The sequence below is a fragment of the Variovorax sp. 05N34 genome, from assembly GCF_056397405.1.
Genome location: NZ_JBFTNI010000008.1, coordinates 148532 through 166670, shown reverse-complemented (window position 1 = coordinate 166670; position 18139 = coordinate 148532). Strand labels below are relative to the sequence as shown.

The 18139-nt window shown below is 58.7% G+C and carries 13 protein-coding genes; 6 read left to right on the top strand and 7 right to left on the bottom strand.

Going from position 1 to position 18139, the window contains the following annotated elements; all coding sequences use genetic code 11:
* Positions 1–593 precede the first annotated feature (593 nt).
* The 5 genes from AC1DMA_RS21790 to AC1DMA_RS21770 are packed head-to-tail and all read left to right on the top strand — an operon-like array spanning position 594 to position 8486.
* Entirely contained in the window at positions 594–1385 is a 792-nt protein-coding gene (locus AC1DMA_RS21790) for a TnsA endonuclease N-terminal domain-containing protein (RefSeq protein ID WP_478126087.1), read from the top strand.
* Positions 1382–3628, top strand: coding sequence for a hypothetical protein (locus AC1DMA_RS21785; protein ID WP_478145478.1), 2247 nt, complete (start codon positions 1382–1384; stop codon positions 3626–3628). The genes AC1DMA_RS21790 and AC1DMA_RS21785 overlap by 4 nt, the downstream gene beginning before the upstream one ends.
* Positions 3615–5036, top strand: coding sequence for a DEAD/DEAH box helicase family protein (locus tag AC1DMA_RS21780; RefSeq protein WP_478145477.1), 1422 nt, complete (start codon positions 3615–3617; stop codon positions 5034–5036). The genes AC1DMA_RS21785 and AC1DMA_RS21780 overlap by 14 nt, the downstream gene beginning before the upstream one ends.
* Positions 5037–5049: 13 nt before the next feature.
* Positions 5050–6840 (top strand): TnsD family Tn7-like transposition protein, encoded by a 1791-nt coding sequence (locus tag AC1DMA_RS21775; RefSeq protein WP_478145476.1) that lies wholly within the window; start codon positions 5050–5052, stop codon positions 6838–6840.
* 14 nt (positions 6841–6854) lie between these two features.
* Positions 6855–8486, top strand: a complete 1632-nt coding sequence (locus AC1DMA_RS21770; RefSeq protein WP_478126083.1) for a TniQ family protein — start codon at positions 6855–6857, stop codon at positions 8484–8486.
* Positions 8487–8507: 21 nt separating this feature from the next.
* On the opposite strand, the gene AC1DMA_RS21765 is transcribed toward AC1DMA_RS21770, so the two are convergent.
* The 5 genes from AC1DMA_RS21765 to AC1DMA_RS21745 form a co-directional block, all read right to left on the bottom strand.
* Positions 8508–8657 carry an antitoxin Xre/MbcA/ParS toxin-binding domain-containing protein gene (locus AC1DMA_RS21765; RefSeq protein WP_478126322.1) on the bottom strand — a complete coding sequence of 50 codons (150 nt, stop codon included), beginning with the start codon at positions 8655–8657 and terminating at the stop codon, positions 8508–8510.
* A gap of 154 nt (positions 8658–8811) precedes the next feature.
* The gene (locus AC1DMA_RS21760; RefSeq protein ID WP_478145475.1) at positions 8812–9852 is read right to left on the bottom strand and encodes a metallophosphoesterase; all 1041 of its coding nucleotides are present in this window, start codon (positions 9850–9852) and stop codon (positions 8812–8814) included.
* A 9-nt stretch (positions 9853–9861) separates the two neighbouring features.
* Complete coding sequence (locus AC1DMA_RS21755) at positions 9862–10293, bottom strand: hypothetical protein (RefSeq protein ID WP_478126081.1); 432 nt, start codon at positions 10291–10293, stop codon at positions 9862–9864.
* A gap of 14 nt (positions 10294–10307) precedes the next feature.
* Positions 10308–11543, bottom strand: coding sequence for an AAA family ATPase (locus tag AC1DMA_RS21750; protein ID WP_478126080.1), 1236 nt, complete (start codon positions 11541–11543; stop codon positions 10308–10310).
* Positions 11544–11602: 59 nt separating this feature from the next.
* Positions 11603–12103 (bottom strand): hypothetical protein, encoded by a 501-nt coding sequence (locus AC1DMA_RS21745; RefSeq protein WP_478126079.1) that lies wholly within the window; start codon positions 12101–12103, stop codon positions 11603–11605.
* A 272-nt stretch (positions 12104–12375) separates the two neighbouring features.
* Here AC1DMA_RS21745 and AC1DMA_RS21740 point away from each other — a divergent pair, with 272 nt between their 5' ends.
* Complete coding sequence (locus tag AC1DMA_RS21740) at positions 12376–12687, top strand: helix-turn-helix domain-containing protein (protein WP_478126078.1); 312 nt, start codon at positions 12376–12378, stop codon at positions 12685–12687.
* Positions 12688–12920: 233 nt separating this feature from the next.
* On the opposite strand, the gene AC1DMA_RS21735 is transcribed toward AC1DMA_RS21740, so the two are convergent.
* Together AC1DMA_RS21735 and AC1DMA_RS21730 are read right to left on the bottom strand one after the other, a co-directional pair.
* Entirely contained in the window at positions 12921–13496 is a 576-nt protein-coding gene (locus tag AC1DMA_RS21735; protein WP_478126077.1) for a DUF7281 domain-containing protein, read from the bottom strand.
* Positions 13497–13562: 66 nt separating this feature from the next.
* The gene (locus AC1DMA_RS21730; protein WP_478145474.1) at positions 13563–18110 is read right to left on the bottom strand and encodes an NACHT domain-containing protein; all 4548 of its coding nucleotides are present in this window, start codon (positions 18108–18110) and stop codon (positions 13563–13565) included.
* Between the last annotated feature and the right edge of the window lie 29 nt (positions 18111–18139).

Genomic DNA, 18139 nt, shown 5'->3' with positions numbered 1-18139 from the left:
CGAACCATTGGTCGTCAGAAAGAGTGAACGAGCGATTGCAGTTCTTGCGCGGCCTCATCCGATTCGCCGTAGGTAGCATGCGCAGAGAGCCGCTCACGGCCGAGATGGCATGAACACCGCCCATTTTTGACCGCGTAGGCCACCGAACAGCTGGCGTGTCAGAGTGGGTTCAGTCGAACGAGGGAAATGGAACGTATCACTAGTCCAAGGAAGGCACAACGCTCCATGCTGCATGTCGCGTTTGCCAGTACACGCGCTTGAATTTCTGGACGAGGTCGCAATGTCATCAGGCCCGGGGCCATCAGGCCGTTCGTGCAATCGCTCCCCAACATTCACTTGAATCTTGAAATCTGGCGACTAAGCTAGGACCATGGACGCTTGCTTGAAGACGCGCGCGCCCATCGTTGCCGTGCCTGGACCTTGCGCGCGCCGAATTTGGTTTGCAGCTGAGCCGCCCCGGCGAAAGCCCGAGTGCTGCTTGCCCAACAGCGCGCGCATCCCCCCGATGAGCACAGCGGGAACGGTCGCCCAGCCTGCGGCGCGACCAGTGACAACATCTCAAGGGCTGACCTGAAAGCCGTACGGGGCCTTCGATGGACTGGCCGCGAGATCTGTCGCTCTATCCGCCGTATTGGCATAGCTGGCTCAAACGTGGGTTCGGCTTCGGCGAGGGCGCTTCTTATCAGCCTTGGATCAGGGTGCGGGATTTCGGCTCCAAGGGCTCGTCCTCGAACTTCACCGGCATCAAGATCGATCGCCCCTTTCACTTTCTCTCGTCCTTGGAGGCTACGTACTACCTCTTGCTGGAGCGCAGCCCAGACGTTGTCGACATACAAGAACAGTATCCGGTCCTCGACCTGCGAGGGACTCTTCGGCTCTGCGCCGAAAACCAACTAAGGCATCCCTACAAAGGCCATTTCCCAAGGCCTGTCACGATCGACTTCGTCGTGAGCAGAAGAGTCGGCGCAAGGATCATTCCCGAGGCGCGCAGCATCAAGACGGTCGCCGATGCAGAGAAGGCGACAGTCCGCGCCCGGCTGGGCATCGAGCACCAATGGTGCGCCCAGGCTGGAATCGATTGGGCGTACATCGACACCATTGAATTCACGGAAGAGCTCCTGAGCAACCTGCGCTTTATGCGCCGCTGGTTCTTGGACAGATACGTTCCCGAACTCGATGCCGCACAGCCGTACGCGGATGCCTTCAATGCCAGTGTGGAGGTGGGCACGCCATTGGAAGACTTAATTCCGATCGCAGCTTTCAGAGCACGTCGGCGGATCCGAGATGCGGAAAACCTCTTTCGCTACTGCGCCTGGTCAAACCTGATTCGCCTTGACCTGCGGCGCCCACTTGCGCTCAACCACCCCGTCATTCTGCTGCCATGAACGTCATTAAGCTGTATCCCAACGCGGGAACAACCAAGCTGTCGGTCGGACTCCTGCTTTGCTTCAAGGATTCTGAGGCGGTTCCACTTCGAATCACGCACGTGTTCGAGCATCGCATCTACGTGACGGCATACACGACCCCAGAAGCAGTCCGGACGGCGCGAAAACCCCGGCCACTCCCCAGGGCCGGCATTCAAAAGGATCTGGATTCCGGAAGGTGTCGGCTCGCCAAGGCAGCGTTACCGCCAGAGCTCTTTCGAACCCACCCAAGCCCGGGCGACGATGCAAAAAGCACGGGAACCGAGGAACCGGTATCGACGGCCCACACGATCTTCCAATGGATCGCACCACTGATCGAGCACTTCGACGTAGAAAGCAATTTGGCACGCCGCCGCTTCACGGCGTTAGTCCAAGCTCGAGCAGATGAGCTTCAGATGAACTTCCTGACGCTGAGGCGACTGGTGCTTCGCTTCTACTATTTCGGACGTGTTGCAGCCGCACTGACACCGCTCGTTTCGGGACCCGCAGCTGGCATTCAGAAGAGCACCAACGCTTCGAAAGCAAAGATGTGCGCCAAGTACGAAGCCAACTCGGACGGTACGTGCCACCGCAGGGGGCGTCAGCCAGTGCTCTCCAAGAAGTTGGGGCCGAACATGTTCGTCGTCGGCGACAAGGACGTTGCGGACATGGTTTTGGCAGCCAAACGAGCCGGGCGACGCCAGAAAGGCACGTTGCTCGACGCTCACGACGACTACTTGAAAACAGAGTTCGCCCGACGGCATCCAGCCCTCTTTAAGGCCTGGATCGAGGAGCGTTGCCCTGAGCCAGTGACATACGACCAATTTAGAAAGTACACCAAAGCGCACAAGGACTACGAGCAGGAAGTTCTGGACAACCTTCCCGCTCTCGCAGGAAATGACCCGGGCCGCTCCTCCCATTCCGCAGGGCCGGGAGAGATGTCCGAGATTGATGCGACCGGCGGGCGAATTCACCTCGTTGCAGAAGACGAGGCCGGAGAGCTGGTTCACGTCGGAACACCTTGGATCTATCTTCTGATAGACAGGTGGAGCCGTTTCATCATCAGCGTATACGTGACCTTGGGTTTCCCATCCTGGGAGGAGATCCGGTATGCCCTGTTGATCGCATTCACGCCTCGCGAAGCGCGGTTCCGCTCGATCGGGGCGGAGGTGAGTGAGGCCCGCTGGCCGCAGGGCCGCATGTGCTCCGCCATCGCTCAAGATCGCGGCAGTGAGTTGAAGTGCATAAGCAACCTCGAGGCCACTGCCGGGCAGTTCCGGATCGAACTCGTCACTTTGCCCCCTCTGACACCAGATGGAAAGGCGATCATCGAGCGAACCATACGCGACCTGAAGAAGAGCATGGCGTCTAGCGGCCTGTCCGGCGTCTATGTGGTGCGTCCAATAGATCCCAAATCAAAGAAGGCATCGCGGAAGGCAGCAACCGCCGCCGCCACTTCCCTCCGCGAGGTCTACCGGGCGGTTCTCAAAGTCGTGGATCGGAAGAACAACAGCCCCCATCGCAGTCTCAAGAAGAACCTCGTATTGACGCAGGCCGGCGTGCGACCGATTCCGAGGGAGGCCTACCTGTGGGGATGCAGGAACCTCACTGGCGCGAAGGTCACCAGCCTGACTGAAGAGGACATGCAACGCATGCTTATGTCCGTAGGAAAAGGCTCGATTGCGAACAGTCGAGTGGCGTTCAGGTCCCGCGCCTATGAACCCGCGGACGCCGAGGCGCGCGCGATCGCAAACGCCTCCACCAAGCGCCCGAAGGCGGTGGAGCTCAGGTTTGACAAGACTTTTCGCGAGGAGATCTACGTCGTGAGCCAATCCGGCAGGTGGTCGCTTTGGCGGATGACCGCGGCCGACAGGTTGCAGATTCAGGGCGTCACCATGGACGAGGAGGAAATGCTCATAGACGTGGGCGCCCTGCTTTGGGCCACAGCGGCAAATCGCAGCAAGATCGAGCGGGTTTCTTCTGGTCACGGCAGGCCTGCTGCTCGCCGCGAACCCGCGCGCCACGGCAGCCGCGCCGAGACGGTGGCGCGCCGCGGTAGCGAAACGCGAGCTCTCAAGGAGAGCCTCACTGAACGAGTTTCCACCGCGAAGTCTCCCGTACGTCCATCGAAGACCGTCCCCCCGGCTTGGAGGCAGCTGGAAGCGACGGAACGTCTGGCCTCCATCAACAGGACGCGCCAGCGTAAGTCACATGACCCACTATGAATCTGTGCAAGCCCAATACACCCCTACCGGCGTTCGCGCCTACGATGGGAATCCTCTTATTGAAGCTCTCCCTCCGCTTGAAAGGTCCAAGGACGAGATCCTCGATCGCATCGAGTACACGCCGCCGAGGTTCACGAAACAGGACAGAAGGCAGGGCGATCTGGTTCGCATTGGGGAGCTGTCGCGGTTGGGATCGCTGGTATATCCATTTGCCGAGTATCGGCGCGCCGCAACAAATGCGACCCTGAATATCCGCGAAGCCTACGTTTGCCGAAATCCGTTGACCGTGGAGGGACGAAGGCGTCGTCATTTGATTGGCACGTTGGAACTTGACCAGTTCCCCATTCACGCAATTCGCTCCACTGCCCTCGGTCAGCTTCTGATGGGTGTGACCGGAAGTGGAAAGACAACCTTCGGTGGTTGTTTCGCCGCTCCATATCTCAAGCTCATCGAGCATTCCGAGTACCGAGGAACTCCCTACAAATGTCGCCAGATTCCAATGATCGCAATGGCCGTATCGCACGACGCGACGTTGCAGAGCTTCTGCCTTCAGTTCTTCGAGATTATCGACAGCATCCTCGGGAACACACACTATTTGCACGAGGCGAAGACCGCTAGGAACATCGCAAAGATGGCACTCCTTCTTCACCGCGTGTCCACGGCAGTATCGCTTGGCGAAATCTTCGTTGACGATCTCCAGCATCTTCGTGCTGCGAGAAGTGGGCAAGCGGAGATCGTCTTGAATCTCTTCAGCCAAATCATCGAGATTGCGGGTGTGTCGATGATGTTCTCAGCCACCCCCGCGCTCGAACCGGTGATCGCGAACAGCGTGAGAAACATCCGAAAACTCACCTCTGGTGGCACGAGTAATTTTCCCGTCATGGGTCGCCACGACCCACAATGGATTGCCCTGTGCGAGGCTCACTGGCCACATCAACTTGTGCGCCACCCCTGCAAGCTCACGCCCTTGATCCTTGATGCGTGGCACGACTGCAGTGGTGGCAATCCGGCATTCACCACCATGAGCTTCGCACTTGCGCAGAGACAGGAGATTGGGGGGCGCGAGACCATCGACGAACTGTCGTTCCAACGCGTGGCCGAGACCGAAATGTGCATCTTGCGTCCCGCGATAAAGGCGCTACTGTCCGGGAACGCGGCTGACCTGTCCCGTTTCGACGATCTGGTTTTCAAGTCCGAACTGCGTGGCCTTCGCGAGTTGATCGGTTGGTCTGATGCGCCCAATACAACTCCGGACGACAACACTGAGTTTGATGAACTGGAAGAGGCCCGGACGTCCGAGACAAAGGGCAAGCCAAAGTCGGCACCTCGCGTTCGCTCCGCAACCAGCAAAGGCCTCCCCGTGCAGAAGGGTGATCGTGAGCTTCCTGTAGTGAGACCCGTGTTCTGAGGCGAGCACCGACATGTCCTCGCTCGGACCTCCCCCCTACATACCGCCGCACCTCGAAGACGAGACGCTCTACGGCTACCTCGGGCGGGTCAACGCGTATAACTGCGCCGGATCAAGTCGGCAGTTCCTGCATGAGATCTTCGGGCATTCGAAGGCCGTCTCCAGCGCCGACCTCCCGACAAGCCTTACCGCCATGGTGACCGGGCGGCCAGAAGTGAGCCCCTATCCTGGCCTTAAGGACGTCATCGAGAGGACTACCCAGTATCCGTACCACCGGCCTTTCATGCCGAGCGAGCGGTGGGCGAAGCTCCTCGATCGGGCATCGAAAGGGCCGGGGCATGAACTCAAGACCTGGATGGGCCTCGTGGCACATCGCTTCGGCGCTACTTCCACCTTCCGCTCCTGCGTCCATTGTGATCGGGAGGCCTGGGACACGGTTGGCTTTCTCTACTGGCGTCGTACCCATTTGCTACCCGGCGTGCTGATCTGCCCGATTCACCAGACGCCTCTCGTCAAGCATTTTGTGCAGAGCGAGGACAGCGCTCGCAGTGCGCTGAGGCGACTTCCTGCGGGCGGCTCGCCCATTCGCGTCCCCAGGACGGCGCTTGATCCCTTGACGAGGTTCGCCACGACCTCCCTTGATGTCCTAAGTTCGACGCCTCTCGAGTTGACGGGCGAACGCTGCACTGCGACATACCTCGCAAGATTGGAGGAAATGGGCATATGTCGGGCGCCCGGCCAAGTTCGCTGGAGGGAGCTTTCCTCATTGCTTCTGGCGTCGAACAACGACTTCAAGGGGTGGGACGTCGGCGAGCGCATCTCCCAGACGAAAGGAGGGGTCTTGGGCTGGCTGTACGGCCTCGTGCGGGACCGCGGCAGGCTGTCTCATCCCTTGACGCACATCCTGCTGATCAACAGCCTGTTTGGTTCGCTGGCCGAATATGCGCAGGCGACGCGACCGAGCAAGGCGGTCGCCCAATCCGAGAGGCCCAATGTGGGACCTCCCCCGGAAGACGCTTTGGTCAGCGACGTCAACATCAGTTGCCGCGCGCTCGCGCTTCGCCTCGGCGCCAGTGTCACCACGGTCGTGCAGCGACGCCGAGTTCTCGGGCTTCCAATCGCCGAACGCCGCAAGTCAATCACGCCAGAGCGCATTGCGCAGGCTGTTTCGATGCTTGTGTCTGGCGCCTCCGCCGCAGCGGTCGCGGGAACGACTCGCCTATCGCTCTGTTCGGTGTACCGAATCCGAGCGACGGCCGCTACAAGGCTCGTGGCGGGTTCCCAGCAGTCGCGAGCAGAACTTGCTTCGGTCTACCGTTTGCGATGGACCGCGACTGAGAGCTGTGGTGGATCCGTGCGCCAGCGTCGTGTGCTGGATGGCGCAGCATATTCTTGGCTCTATCGGAACGATCGCGAATGGCTCAGGAATCAGCGGTTTCACTCGACGTCGCTTTTGGACCAAAGAATGCGGCGGTCGCGCATCGACTGGAACAAGCGCGATCAAAGCTACTCGCGGCGCATGGCCGCTATGGCTGAGGATATCAAGTCAAGGCCGATGCGAAAGCGCGTTTCGCCATCAACGTTGATCCGCGCCACGGCGCCTGAAAGCTCCATCCGAGCGAACCTCGATCGCCTGCCCCGCTATCGAGAAGCGCTCCAGTCATGCTCGGAGACAGTCTCGCAGTTTCAGCGCTGGCGCTATACACGTACGGTCGAAGATTTGTGTGACGAGGATGGCGGCTTTTCGCAATGGAAGGCCCTCCGGCTCGCTGGACTGCGCCGCGTCCCTCCTCTTGCCGACTAGTACCGAGGTGGACCGTGCTGCCTCTACCCTACATCCCTGAACCGCGCCCCGACGAGCTGGTCGGCAATGTCCTGACGGACATCATCGACGCGAACTCATTGGGATCAAAGCACGTACTCATGAAATGGCTTGGCTTTACGCGGGCTCAACGCAACGCGCAGTTCATGGACATCAGCGTCCTAACGCCTACCTGGATCGAGTTGTCGGAAAAGCTGGGCATCAAACTGAAGGACTTGGTCGAGGCGCTGAGCACGAAGCCGTATTGGGCGTGCTTTCATACCCGCCGACGCATAACGACCGCAAAGCTGTCGAACGCAGAAATAGCAGATCTGAGGGTCCCAGAGCTGGTTTTAGTGGAACAGGCCCCTATGCGCGCAGAGCTCCAACTGTGTCCTGAATGCCTGCGAGAAGATGGTCGGCCGTCGGGCACTCCCTACGTCCACCGAAGTCACCAACTTCCCGGAACGTTCGTGTGTCACGAGCATAAGAAGAAGCTCTTCTGCCGCTGCCCAGCCTGCGACAAAGTCTTAGCTCCCAACCTCGACTTAGTCAGAATTTCCACTCGGTGCGAGTGCGGGCATGACCTGACGAAAGGGGCTTCGGTTGCGAAGACGGCGGCCCTCTACAGGCTTGCATTGTTCGAGCATGATTGCCTCTACTCCACGTACCCTCCCCGACCCGGTCGAGAAGTGATCGCCTTCATCGCGCGGACCTGCCGTGAGCGCAATGTGAGCATGCAAGCCCTTGCCGTCAACACCTTTGGCGACGATCTCAATCGGTGGCGCGGCGTTGGGCTCCGACGCACTCCTGAGCCCAGGTTACGGCTGCAATACGACGGAATGCCGGCGCTATGTGCGTGCCTGGTAGCTTTGGGGTTTGACTATGCGCATGCTCATGAAGCTATCGAGAAAGCTTCCGCGTCAATACCGCCTTCGCGCCATACGAAGGCGCTACTTCGGCCGAACAGCACCGCGGAAGCACGTGACGCTCTGGCGTCCCTGAGGAAAACTGGAGAAGTAACCTGCTGGTCGACACTGCGCCGCCGATGGCGCTTCGTTTTCTGGTGTTTGTTCCTGAATGACCATCGTGGGCTCCAGCGGGAGTTGGGTACCCCCAGAACTGCGGCGACGGCGGCACCTTCGATCAGGGAGGACCGCAAGACGATTCTCACCTCTGTGCTCTTTTCGGCGAAGTTGGAGGCCAAGGCGCGTGCGTACTACAGAGACAAGGAATGGCTTGATCGGCTCAGCCTGGAACGAAACGCTGCGCGGACCGACATGAGGGACGCCAAGCTGGTGGGGATGGTCAGGACTGCAATGGAGCGGGCGTATGCAAGTCCGCAGCGGCCTGTGAAATTCACACGTCGTCACGCCGCGTTGGCAGCAGGCATGAGCCTGGTCGGCATTTCCGACCTTGACCGTCGCCGCCGGTCGATAGACGGGCACCTTTGGGAAAGTGTTCCTCACCATTGGTGCCGCCTTCTGCTGTGGGCGCTTGGGGAAAGGCTGGCGCGAGGGGCGCGGTTATCGCCGAATCTGCTCATTGGCGAGGCCGGCGGCCTCGAAAAGAGGTTCATGCAGCGGTTTTATGCGGCGAGCATCATCTATCTGTTCGGGCCGGATGCAAGAGCGGACCGTTCTGCCTGAGCGTCGATGAATTTCAGAAGGTTAGTTATATACGCCCAGCTTGAGCCGCATCAAAAATTCCTGCACAAGGCAAGTCCCCCTTGTTGTCTGGAGAAGATCGATTGGGCGGGCGCCGCTCAGTCCCATCGCGGGCGACATCATCCATCGCCGCGCCAGCTTCCTCGAACCCATGACGCCGCGCGCCAATGCCTGGACCTGTGCGGCGGAGGGAAGGTGCGTCACGTCTTTCATCTTGCCAGCCGCCCGCTTTGCGTTCGATCGACGCCTTCCGCGCCGTCCGCCGCCGATCTAGCATAGGGCGCCGTCGCGCCTTGCGCCCCGCAGCTCATACAGCTCCTCCGTACTGGATCGCCAAGAGAATTGACCGCACCCTTTCCGTGCCACCTTCAGCCGCAAATGCGGATGGCGTTGCACCTGAGAGGAGATGATGTGGCGTCTTCAACCAAGCATGGGCGTCGACGCCGAAAACCTCGGTAGCCAGGGCCAACAAAGACGACGCGGTACTCCCCGGACGATTCCTCTCGTTCATGGGGCACTCGACCTCGACCACCAGGCCAGGATCGAATGCCTTGTTCTCGAACTCACCATGCCAGTTTAAGTACCCACGAGGGTTGCAGACGACCCGGCAGCCCTCGACTTTGTAGTCGAAGCTATCGTGGGTGTGGCCGTGCACCCAGAGGGCGGGGACCCTGAAGAACTCGGGTCGCAGTTCGTTTACGAAGCCTCCGGAAGCCCAGTCGTCTGTGAACCTAGGCGCGAGCGAACCTCGATGTGGCGCATGATGCGTCACAACGACCGTCGGCCCGTCAAACGGCTCTTCTAGCTTCGCGCGCAACCAGGATCGATGTCGGCGGTGGAGCTGCAAGGTGTCCATTGGGACCAAGCGCCTCGATCCTCTAGAGTTCGACGTGTGTGGATCATCGACACGGATGGCCGCGTAATCGGCGAGATTGCGCGAGCACTCCGCCATGGAACGGTATCGGTCCGACAGGAGACGCACCGGCTGACCTGCGAATCCGTGATCGTCAATGCGTAGCCGAAAGTCGGTCCACAGCGTACAGCCAAGGAAGCGCACGCCGGCGAGCACGACTTCGTCGCAATCGAGGAAGTGAACCCGCTGATCCCGCGCCTCAGAGCGCATGCTGATCAGTTCATGCGACAGTACCGCTTCGTAGTATTCATGGTTGCCAGCGACCTGAACGACGGGCTTGTTGCCGAAGCGTTCCGGCGCTCGCAGCCAGCGAGCAACTGCGCGGCCGGGCGCCACGATGTCGCCCGCAAGAACGGCCACGTCGTAGTCCAGGCCGGGCTGGACCTCGAAAGTCTCGAACTCAGCGTGTAGGTCGGACAAGACGAGGAGCTTCACGCTTGCACCTCAGTGAGCATGGGCGACGGCAGCAGCCAGCACTCGCCCGACATTCGAGCCGCGTTCCAGGGCGGTGCGCGGCGTCAGTCCTGCCAGAGAGTCGGCGGGGCTTTCCAGAAAATTCAGCAGCTGCCACGCGTCAGTAGTCCCAAGGGCTTCCAAGACGTCTTCAATAACGAGCCAAACCTCCGGTTGGAACTGCCAATTCGGGAGTCTGAGAGCTCCTTCACTGTCGGCGATGGCGATGCACTGCCTTCGCCGAGACCAAGACAGAACAGCCGAAGGTTCAACGTTGAGCAAGCTCGCAGCCTGATTGATCGAGAGCATGTCGGCCGCTGCCAGCCGGGCCCTTCGTACATCGGCTCCAGCTTTCAGGATGTTCTTCGTCGCCGAGGTCGCTGCATACGCACCGTCGGAGTCGCTTCGTCGTCCGGCTCTCATGTCTCCTCCCCACGTCAGTGAAGCACGACCTTCGTCGCGTCTTCGTCGAGCAAATCGGCGGGCAGATCAGAAGGTTTGAGATATCTGCGGTCATTGACGAGGGCATGTGCCACCGCGCGCTGTATCGCCTTTCGAATGCCTCGAGGTGTGAGGTGGGCGAGCCGGTATGCCAACCTTGGCTCTGGCGGGAGGAAGTCTGGTACCGATAGCTTCTCAACAGTGCGAGCCGCCACTACCTGCGCGATCTGAAGGGCGTCCTCTCCGTGGGGAAGCGGAATGTGGAACTCCGAAAACCTCGAGCGCAGCGATTCCGGAAGTTTCGTTGGGTCGTTTGAGGCGGCGATGTAGATGACCAAGCTCGCGTCGAATGTGATGTCTAGCGCGGCATCGCGGATGGTCGTCGCTGTAAGCGGCTCGAGCAAGGAATGCAGCGGTTTCAGCGGGTCATACGTTGAATTCGCCGGAGCCTTGTCGAGCTCATCGATCAGGAAAACAGGATTCGCGAATCTCCCCAGCACGATCTCTTCGAATACCGCGCCAGGACATGCGGTACTCCAATGCCGCTCCGTGCCAAGCAGCAAAGAAGTCGTTTGGGCGTTCTCCATGGACTGCCGCCGTAGCGGCGCACCAAGTGCGATTGCCAGGTCGTTGGCATAGTGAGACTTGCCGATCCCCGGCGGCCCCCACAGATGCAGCGGAGGGATTGAAAGCGGCCCTTTGCTGCTCATCGCCAGCGCTACATGCTCGAAGACGAAGTCAGTGACGTGCAGAAAGTGTGGATGGGACGCGCGCAAGCCTTCCACCGATCGAGCCCATCGATCCGGACAACGATTTGGACTTGCGACTTGCCTGAGGGCGCCCAACGACTTCACCTTCTCCATCAATTCAAGCTCGCGCTTGTGCTCGTCCTTGTTCCGGACGGTTGCCGTCTTGTCAAGCACACGTAGAACCTCTTCGGCTTTCAGTACCGGATGAAGCCGCTTCCGATCGCGACGCGCCACACCTCGCTCGAACCGCTTGATGAAAGAGACTCGGTCCTCGGGTCCTGTCGGCAAATGGGCGGGCGGCGCCGCGGGAGCCCTGGAAACGTCGCGTCCGGCCAGCAGACGTGCCATGGCCGCAGTGTTCCTTTCTTCCTCGCGGGCCCGCGCCAACAGCTGACGTTCCTCGACCAAGCGCCACTGCAGCGCTATGGGAAGCAAAATTTCTGCTCCCTGATACGAGTCCTGAGAAGCTTCGGTGCGGTACATGGCGTAGCCCTCCGGCTCGTCGGAGTTGGTGCCTGGAGCAATCCTTCGACGATACGTGTTCACGACGGCCGGGCCTCCCACTCGATCGCCTGCCGCCAAAAGCCTTCAAGCCCTTCATCGCGGTCGCGCCCAAGAGCGCTTGGCTCATGCAAGCTGCACAGCGTGAGCTCAGTTCCAAAATAGGAGGCTGCTTCGGCACGGCCGCCGCAGACCATGCAGGCGGTGCTTGTCATGCGCTCGGCTTCAAGGACAACCCGATCGACCTCGGGCGTTAGATCAGCGGCAATATCGTAGGCCGCGAACATCATGGCTCGGCGCGTATCGCCTTCGAGGTTGACAGCGAGCGATCGAAACTCGCCCAACACGTACAAGAAGAGTCCGCAGCCCTGGTCGGCTCGAAGTTGGACCCAGCGAAAGCCAAGTTTTCCGGGAGGTAGGAGCCGGTCGATCTGCTCGCACGCGCGGCCCAGGATTGGCGTCCAGCCGCGATAGAAGGTCAGGCCAGCGTGGTCACCTTCGAACATGTACGGAAAGCGCGCTTTCAAGAGAGCACCGTTCATGCTGGTCACTCCGTCGGGGCGCGCGCACGATCGCCCTGTCTACGGCCATCTGCAAGTTCAGCCGTCCTAGGCATCCAGCCAGCCATTCGCGTCGTCCGCTAGCCCGGCTTGTATCTTATACGCTGGTGCCTAAAAGCTCAAGCCTAGTTGGTAACACATCGGTCGTTTCAATGCACCGCAGCCCGAAGCGCTTCCAAGAATTCGTACGGCTCCATGCATTTTGAACCCGATAGGCTGGTGCGCAAAAACGCGCAAGAGGCGAGATTCGTCTCATGCGTTCCGACCAAGATCCGGCCTTGCTCCGGGCGTTTGCAGCAGAGCTCAAGGCTCGAAGGCTGGCGCTCGGACTCAGTCAGGACCGGTTCGCGCTTCTGGCCGAAATTCATCGCACTTTTGTGACAAAGGTCGAGCGGGGGATTGCGATGCCTTCTCTATCTAGCGTCTTTCGCATCGCCGAGGGCCTCGAGGTCGATCCGGCCGTGCTGATTACGGCCGTTTCGAAGAGGTACAGGAAGGAACTTCGACATACCGCGCGAGTTGTCGAGTCGAGCGCGTCCAAGAAAGTTAGTTCGGTCGTCAAGTAGGACAGCTTGTTCGCTGGTCGAAGCGGTCCCCCGGAACGGCATGTGGCACGTGGCACTCTCATTCGGAACGGGCAACATTGGTAAGCAAGTCATTAGGACGTCTTTTCATTCGCACCAGGACTTCGTTACGAACAAACCATTTATGCAGAGGTTGCGTGTGCAGCTTCGCCACGTTGAGAAAACTATGGACACTCAACAGTGATGGGGCGAGCAGACTCGACGGACTGTCCAAACTACGCGCGATGCATTGCTTCCTGCGCTACTGCACTGGCAAGGGATTTCATAAACGCCCACCTTTCGCTGATCAACGGCTCGCTCGTTGCGTCCAGGGCGGCGCCATACACACTCACTTGGCGGTCGTACAGCCGCCGCCCATGAGGGGATTCGCACGCTGCACCCAGCCATGCTTGATCCGGGAGCACAAAGCCCTTGAACCTGGTCGATGGAATTGCCTTGGCCATCATGAGTCCCGCTGGATCGAAGTCGAAGAACCCGACCACTGGCTCGCTTCTAGCTAGAACGAGATGCGCGGCATGCTGATTCGGGTTTTCGGGGTCACCTCGGTAGACAACCAAGGTGTCGGCCGCGTCCCATTGGATCCATCGATACGCTTGAACCTGCTTGAAGGTCTCGAAGTTTTCGACCAGCATGATCCGATCGCAGGAGATCGCGCAGGCTTGATCGGGGGTCGTCACCATGTGAGTTCCGTCCGGGGTATAGACGGACCGCCCATCCAGCTTGCAGTCGCCGATGCAGCGAATGGCGACCGACCTCGCGCGCGGCGAAACGCTGAAGGCCTTTTCGGACATCCCGCCAAATACCGCAGCATCTGCACGGCTGGCTGCGTTGCCGAGGCTGGCCAGGTGAGAGGAAGCCTATAAGCGCTCTGCGGCTCTTAGCCAATCGTTAACGCCAGCGACTCCAAGACGCAGAAATGCATCCTGAACAGCGACGGTTCTTCCGAGCATTACGCCGCCATCTAACTCTTCCTGTTCTTCCGCCAGTGCGAAGATCCTTGTTAGAAGCTGAGTAAAGTTATTCGCGTGGTCGTAAACAGGCACCCGACGAGACTCCGCGTAAGTAACGTAGTACTCCGCTGCTCCGAGCGCGGCTTCCGGGTCCACGGTCGCAATCGAGTTCAGCCAGCCATCGAACCCATAGATGTCTCTTTCATGAGTGTCACTGCTGCCAAGCAACTCAAAGAAACGTTGAACCAATCGTGAAGGCAGCATAACTGGCGGCGTCGGCTCATGGAAAACTCGACGTAACTTTCTCGCGACGCTCTGCGCGATTGGATCGGACGAGCTAAGACCAACTTCGATAGCGCTTACGCACGGGGCCGCGTGTGCATGCAGGTTTCCGCCGTGCGTCCAAACGCTGGCCGCGCCACTCCACGCTTCCACATCGCCCTTTGCATTCAAATCATCAATAACCTGAACAAGGGGCGTCCGTTCGGAAAGCGCTGCTAGCGCAGATATTCTTCCCCAAGTCTTCAGGTCTCTTCCACTCCCCTCGCGGTACAGCTTCTTCAGCCAAGAAGTAACAACGTCGAAGCGTTGGAAGTAGGCGTAGTAGAGGCATGTTTCGGCGACCGGCCAAAGTCCCGTCGTATCGCCTGCCATGGCTAGCGCAAACATCTCCCACCCGATCTCCGGATGATGGCTTTGAAGGCGAGGGAGGAGTCTGAGGACCACGGCTCGAATCGGCAGACTCTCGTGCGCGGCAAGTCTCCGAAGCGCGGGCCCAAGCGTGTCAGGCCACTGCAAATTGGTTCCACGAAGCTGACTGGGGAGAGTCATAAGAGCTTCTGCGATGTGGCCCTGCATCATGTTGATGCCTCGACTCACTAGATCGACATTGTCGCCGCGTACTGAACTCTCCTCGCCCAAGGATGCGAAACCCAGTGAGAGGAACACGACACGCCCGGCGTCACTGATGCTTTGAACTGCATGCGCGCACCCCTGAAGCGCGGACGATGCCGCGCGGTTTTTATACCAGTGCGCGGGATGCCGCTCTAGCTCATCCAAGACTCGACTCGCAACCTCGCTCCCAGTCGACTCATCATCAGGCATCCAATCCTGGTTCGGTTGGAGATTGCCAAACCGACGGTTCAAATAGTCTGCCACTCCCTCCAAGAGGTCATCGCAAAAATCATTCGAGAGAACGGCCCAGTGCTCGCTCAGAAGCGCCAGGAATCGAGTCGGTCGCCGCGACGCCGCCTCACGCAATTGAACCCCGACCTCCCGCGCCCCTCCCGACAGAAAATCATCAAAGGAACTTCGAGCAACGTGACCGGCGTAGTGCGACAACAATTCGAGTACTGCGAGGTCACCGCTATCAAGAAATACTTGGAACGTGAATGGCGGCCTTACAAACCCCCCTCGCCCTAATATCGCCGGTGCACGCACGAATGGAAAACACTTCTTCTCAACCTCTTCAAGCACGGCCGTCGCAGCCTCCGACCGAAGGTAGCAGGGAATCGCTTTGATCAATTGCGCCTGTTGCAAGACGATCCAAGGTCGCTCATCGGAGGAATCTGAATTCATCAGCAAGATGAATTCCTGAATTCGATCCTGCGCGCTAGTGTCAAGTAGCGCATAGCTGGCATTCAAGAGCGTGCCGAGATCGTATGCGAGTTCCGACTCGAGTGACTCCTTGTCACTCAGCATTCTCGAGATGATGTCCAAGTTCAACGAAAAATTCTCAATGCATGCAACGATTGCAAGGTAGCGAAGACCGCCATCGTGGCTAAAACACAGCCGTGCGCGGTTCGACCTCCACCAATTGCTGTGAGAGCGGGCATGGGAACAAATGGATGCCTCCACCGCATCAAATAGGATGCGTACGCCGTCTCTATGGTGAAAATCTTGCTCTTGGCGAGAGTCCATGTACGAGGTGTCCCTGAGGAATCCGCTCCACAAACCACGCTCTGATGGGTCGTACCGCTTGAGATCGCTCCAACGCTCAAAAGATGCCAGCACCAGATCCATCAGCACGTCCGATCGCCGCATGCAGCGCGCCAGGAAGTCGTCACCGTCTTTTCCAAACTCGTGAGGTTGACAGCGGAGATGCTGCCCCAACTGGTAGCCTCGAACGTCCGCCTCGCTGAGGCCTTCCGCGATATACCGCCAGAGCAGCGCGTCTTCAATGGCGCCCGCATCGATACATCGAGCGAGTGCGCGACCAAGTGTCGAATGCTCCTGTCGAGGCAAATTCATCAACGAGAGGACCAATGGAGCCGCGGCTGGAGCGCTTGCAGAACTGAGGTCCCGCAATGCGAACTCCAGATTTCGTGACATCTGATTCTTGTCCGACCAATCCAGAGCCATTGCTTCTGCCCAAAACCCGAAGACTGATGCAGGCGCAACATCCTTCCACTGTGCGATCAGATTCACGTGCATCGAAAGTCCTGCAGCGTCGCGCTCAGCTTTCAGATGCGGTATTAGCTGATTGAGCCAAAAATCGTGCCATTCCAATCGGACTGCCTGAGTGTAAATAACCTGAAAAACGTCACGAAAGTTATTTCTCAGGTCTCTGAGAAGGAGCCAGTCGCCAGGGTCCGGGAGCAGTTCCGCGAAGGTTTCGGCAACAAGTCGACGAACATGAAACGGTAGGCTTCCGGACAGTACCGTACGAAGTTGCTTTCTTAATTCGCGGCGATCCCCACTGAGCAGTTGTCGAATGAAGCTACGAATGCTCGGTCGTACAAAGGGGACTGGCGGGAGATCGCGAATAAATGCGTCTAGTGTTAGACCGCGACGCATAGCCCCACTGACTATTAAGACGTCTAGTAACGTTTGATGTCCGAACGCAAGCATGCCGAGATCGGTTTCGATCAAAATGTTGCTGCTAAGAAGCCTTCGTAGCATTTCGATCGAGCCTGTGAATCGCTGTCTCGGCACGGCTACGCTGCGCGAATTCAGCATTTCTTTAGCGATGTCCTCGACGACACGAATCGCAGCGCCACCAATGCCGCTCTCGCCTTCGAGCACTGAGGCTAGGTAGTTCATCGCTAGCGATTGGCTAGTAACTTCGTTTGACGCTCCCCTTCTTGCAGCCAAGTCGAGGAAAAGGGCCAGCTCTCTGGGATTCTTGACAAGCTCACGAGTCGTAGAATCTATTGACGCAGGGTCTATAGACTGCTCCGCGAGCAGTGGAGCGATCTGGCTACTCCAATCCAGCGGATAGCACTCAATGATTTTGTCCCAGTTTCTTTGGGCGATCCTTCGGTCGTAGTGACGATCAAACTCGCGACATGCGACAATGACCGAAACATTGGGCACAAGCAGAACGCGATCGATCTGGGCCAAAAAGTATGTTAGGACGCTGTGCTCGCGCGCGATCGAAAGCACGTCAAGCGATTCGACAAGAACCGCTACATGGACGGTTTCGGCCATTCGCGCTACGTCCTCTACCCACCGCTTCGACAAGCCTTGCGCCTCGCGCTCAATTACAGTCGTTATATCTGCGAATTCGCGAGTTTGAATAAATAGAGGAAGGATGTCGCGTTCAGTTCTTGCGCGCTCCTCGAGCGCCTCTTGAAGTTCGAGCATGACGCACGTTTTTCCCGCGCCAGGTTGACCCGTCAGTAGGATCGAGCGGTGCTTGGCATCGATAGCAGCGATTAGTGCTTCAACAGCCGAATTTAGGAGACGGGTGTTGCCAATTTCTCTGCGCCACGCCCGGCCGATCGCAGATGTTCCTTCGAACGATTCTCGGACCTGATCAACGTCGATTGATCCGCTTAGCAGCGCACCCGAGCGCTCCAAGAGGGCGACAAGCTCCCCTTTTCTCAGCCGATGCTGGACGTTGACAACCTGGTCGTCCGCACTCATGCGCATCCCGAGATGATCCAGATGCGTCCAGATCGCGTCATAGGCGGCGGAAGAGTTGTTGACTAGACGGCGCAGCCTTTCGTGCAGCAGCAACTGCATTCGATCAAGCTGCTCGGTGGTGACGAAATCCGTGCGTCGCAGAAACTCGAATGGAGAAAAGTGTGAGAGGTTTTGACGAAGCTTTGCATCGATGACCCGTGTGCCTTGACCAAGGGAAGCCTGATAGGTTGCTTCGTCAGGGAAGGTAAGAATGAACTCCCTTAGGTGCGCAAGCTCGCCAAAAGGACTACGTGAGTAGAAGCGGACCAGCGAATTCGGCTCCTGAGCAAGCAGACTGTCTGCCTTTCTTAGCTCTTCAGCGAGATCGCCGACGGTCCATGATTGGAATCCCACCTGATTCTTCTTGCATTGACAGCAGATCCTCGTGCCGTCGGATTTGCCGATCACAACATCGTCTACAGGCAGGGCTGCCGAGTCAACTTCAATCCACTCATAGCTCGGATCCGAAAGGATGGTCAGCGCCCAGTCGAATGCCACCAATGTTTGATAGCCGTCGCCTCGATTTGATTGAATGCCCGCCTTGCTCATTGGCCAGATTGTCTAGCCAAAAAACGAAC

What these genes read in the sequence shown, in the direction of transcription:
- AC1DMA_RS21790 (WP_478126087.1), top strand. Translation starts at nt 594, where the DNA reads ATGGACTGGCCGCGAGATCTGTCGCTCTATCCGCCGTATTGGCATAGC.
- AC1DMA_RS21785 (WP_478145478.1), top strand. Translation starts at nt 1,382, where the DNA reads ATGAACGTCATTAAGCTGTATCCCAACGCGGGAACAACCAAGCTGTCG.
- AC1DMA_RS21780 (WP_478145477.1), top strand. Translation starts at nt 3,615, where the DNA reads ATGACCCACTATGAATCTGTGCAAGCCCAATACACCCCTACCGGCGTT.
- AC1DMA_RS21775 (WP_478145476.1), top strand. Translation starts at nt 5,050, where the DNA reads ATGTCCTCGCTCGGACCTCCCCCCTACATACCGCCGCACCTCGAAGAC.
- AC1DMA_RS21765 (WP_478126322.1), bottom strand. Translation starts at nt 8,657, where the DNA reads ATGGGTTCGAGGAAGCTGGCGCGGCGATGGATGATGTCGCCCGCGATG.
- AC1DMA_RS21755 (WP_478126081.1), bottom strand. Translation starts at nt 10,293, where the DNA reads ATGAGAGCCGGACGACGAAGCGACTCCGACGGTGCGTATGCAGCGACC.
- AC1DMA_RS21750 (WP_478126080.1), bottom strand. Translation starts at nt 11,543, where the DNA reads ATGTACCGCACCGAAGCTTCTCAGGACTCGTATCAGGGAGCAGAAATT.
- AC1DMA_RS21745 (WP_478126079.1), bottom strand. Translation starts at nt 12,103, where the DNA reads ATGAACGGTGCTCTCTTGAAAGCGCGCTTTCCGTACATGTTCGAAGGT.
- AC1DMA_RS21740 (WP_478126078.1), top strand. Translation starts at nt 12,376, where the DNA reads ATGCGTTCCGACCAAGATCCGGCCTTGCTCCGGGCGTTTGCAGCAGAG.
- AC1DMA_RS21735 (WP_478126077.1), bottom strand. Translation starts at nt 13,496, where the DNA reads ATGTCCGAAAAGGCCTTCAGCGTTTCGCCGCGCGCGAGGTCGGTCGCC.
- AC1DMA_RS21730 (WP_478145474.1), bottom strand. Translation starts at nt 18,110, where the DNA reads ATGAGCAAGGCGGGCATTCAATCAAATCGAGGCGACGGCTATCAAACA.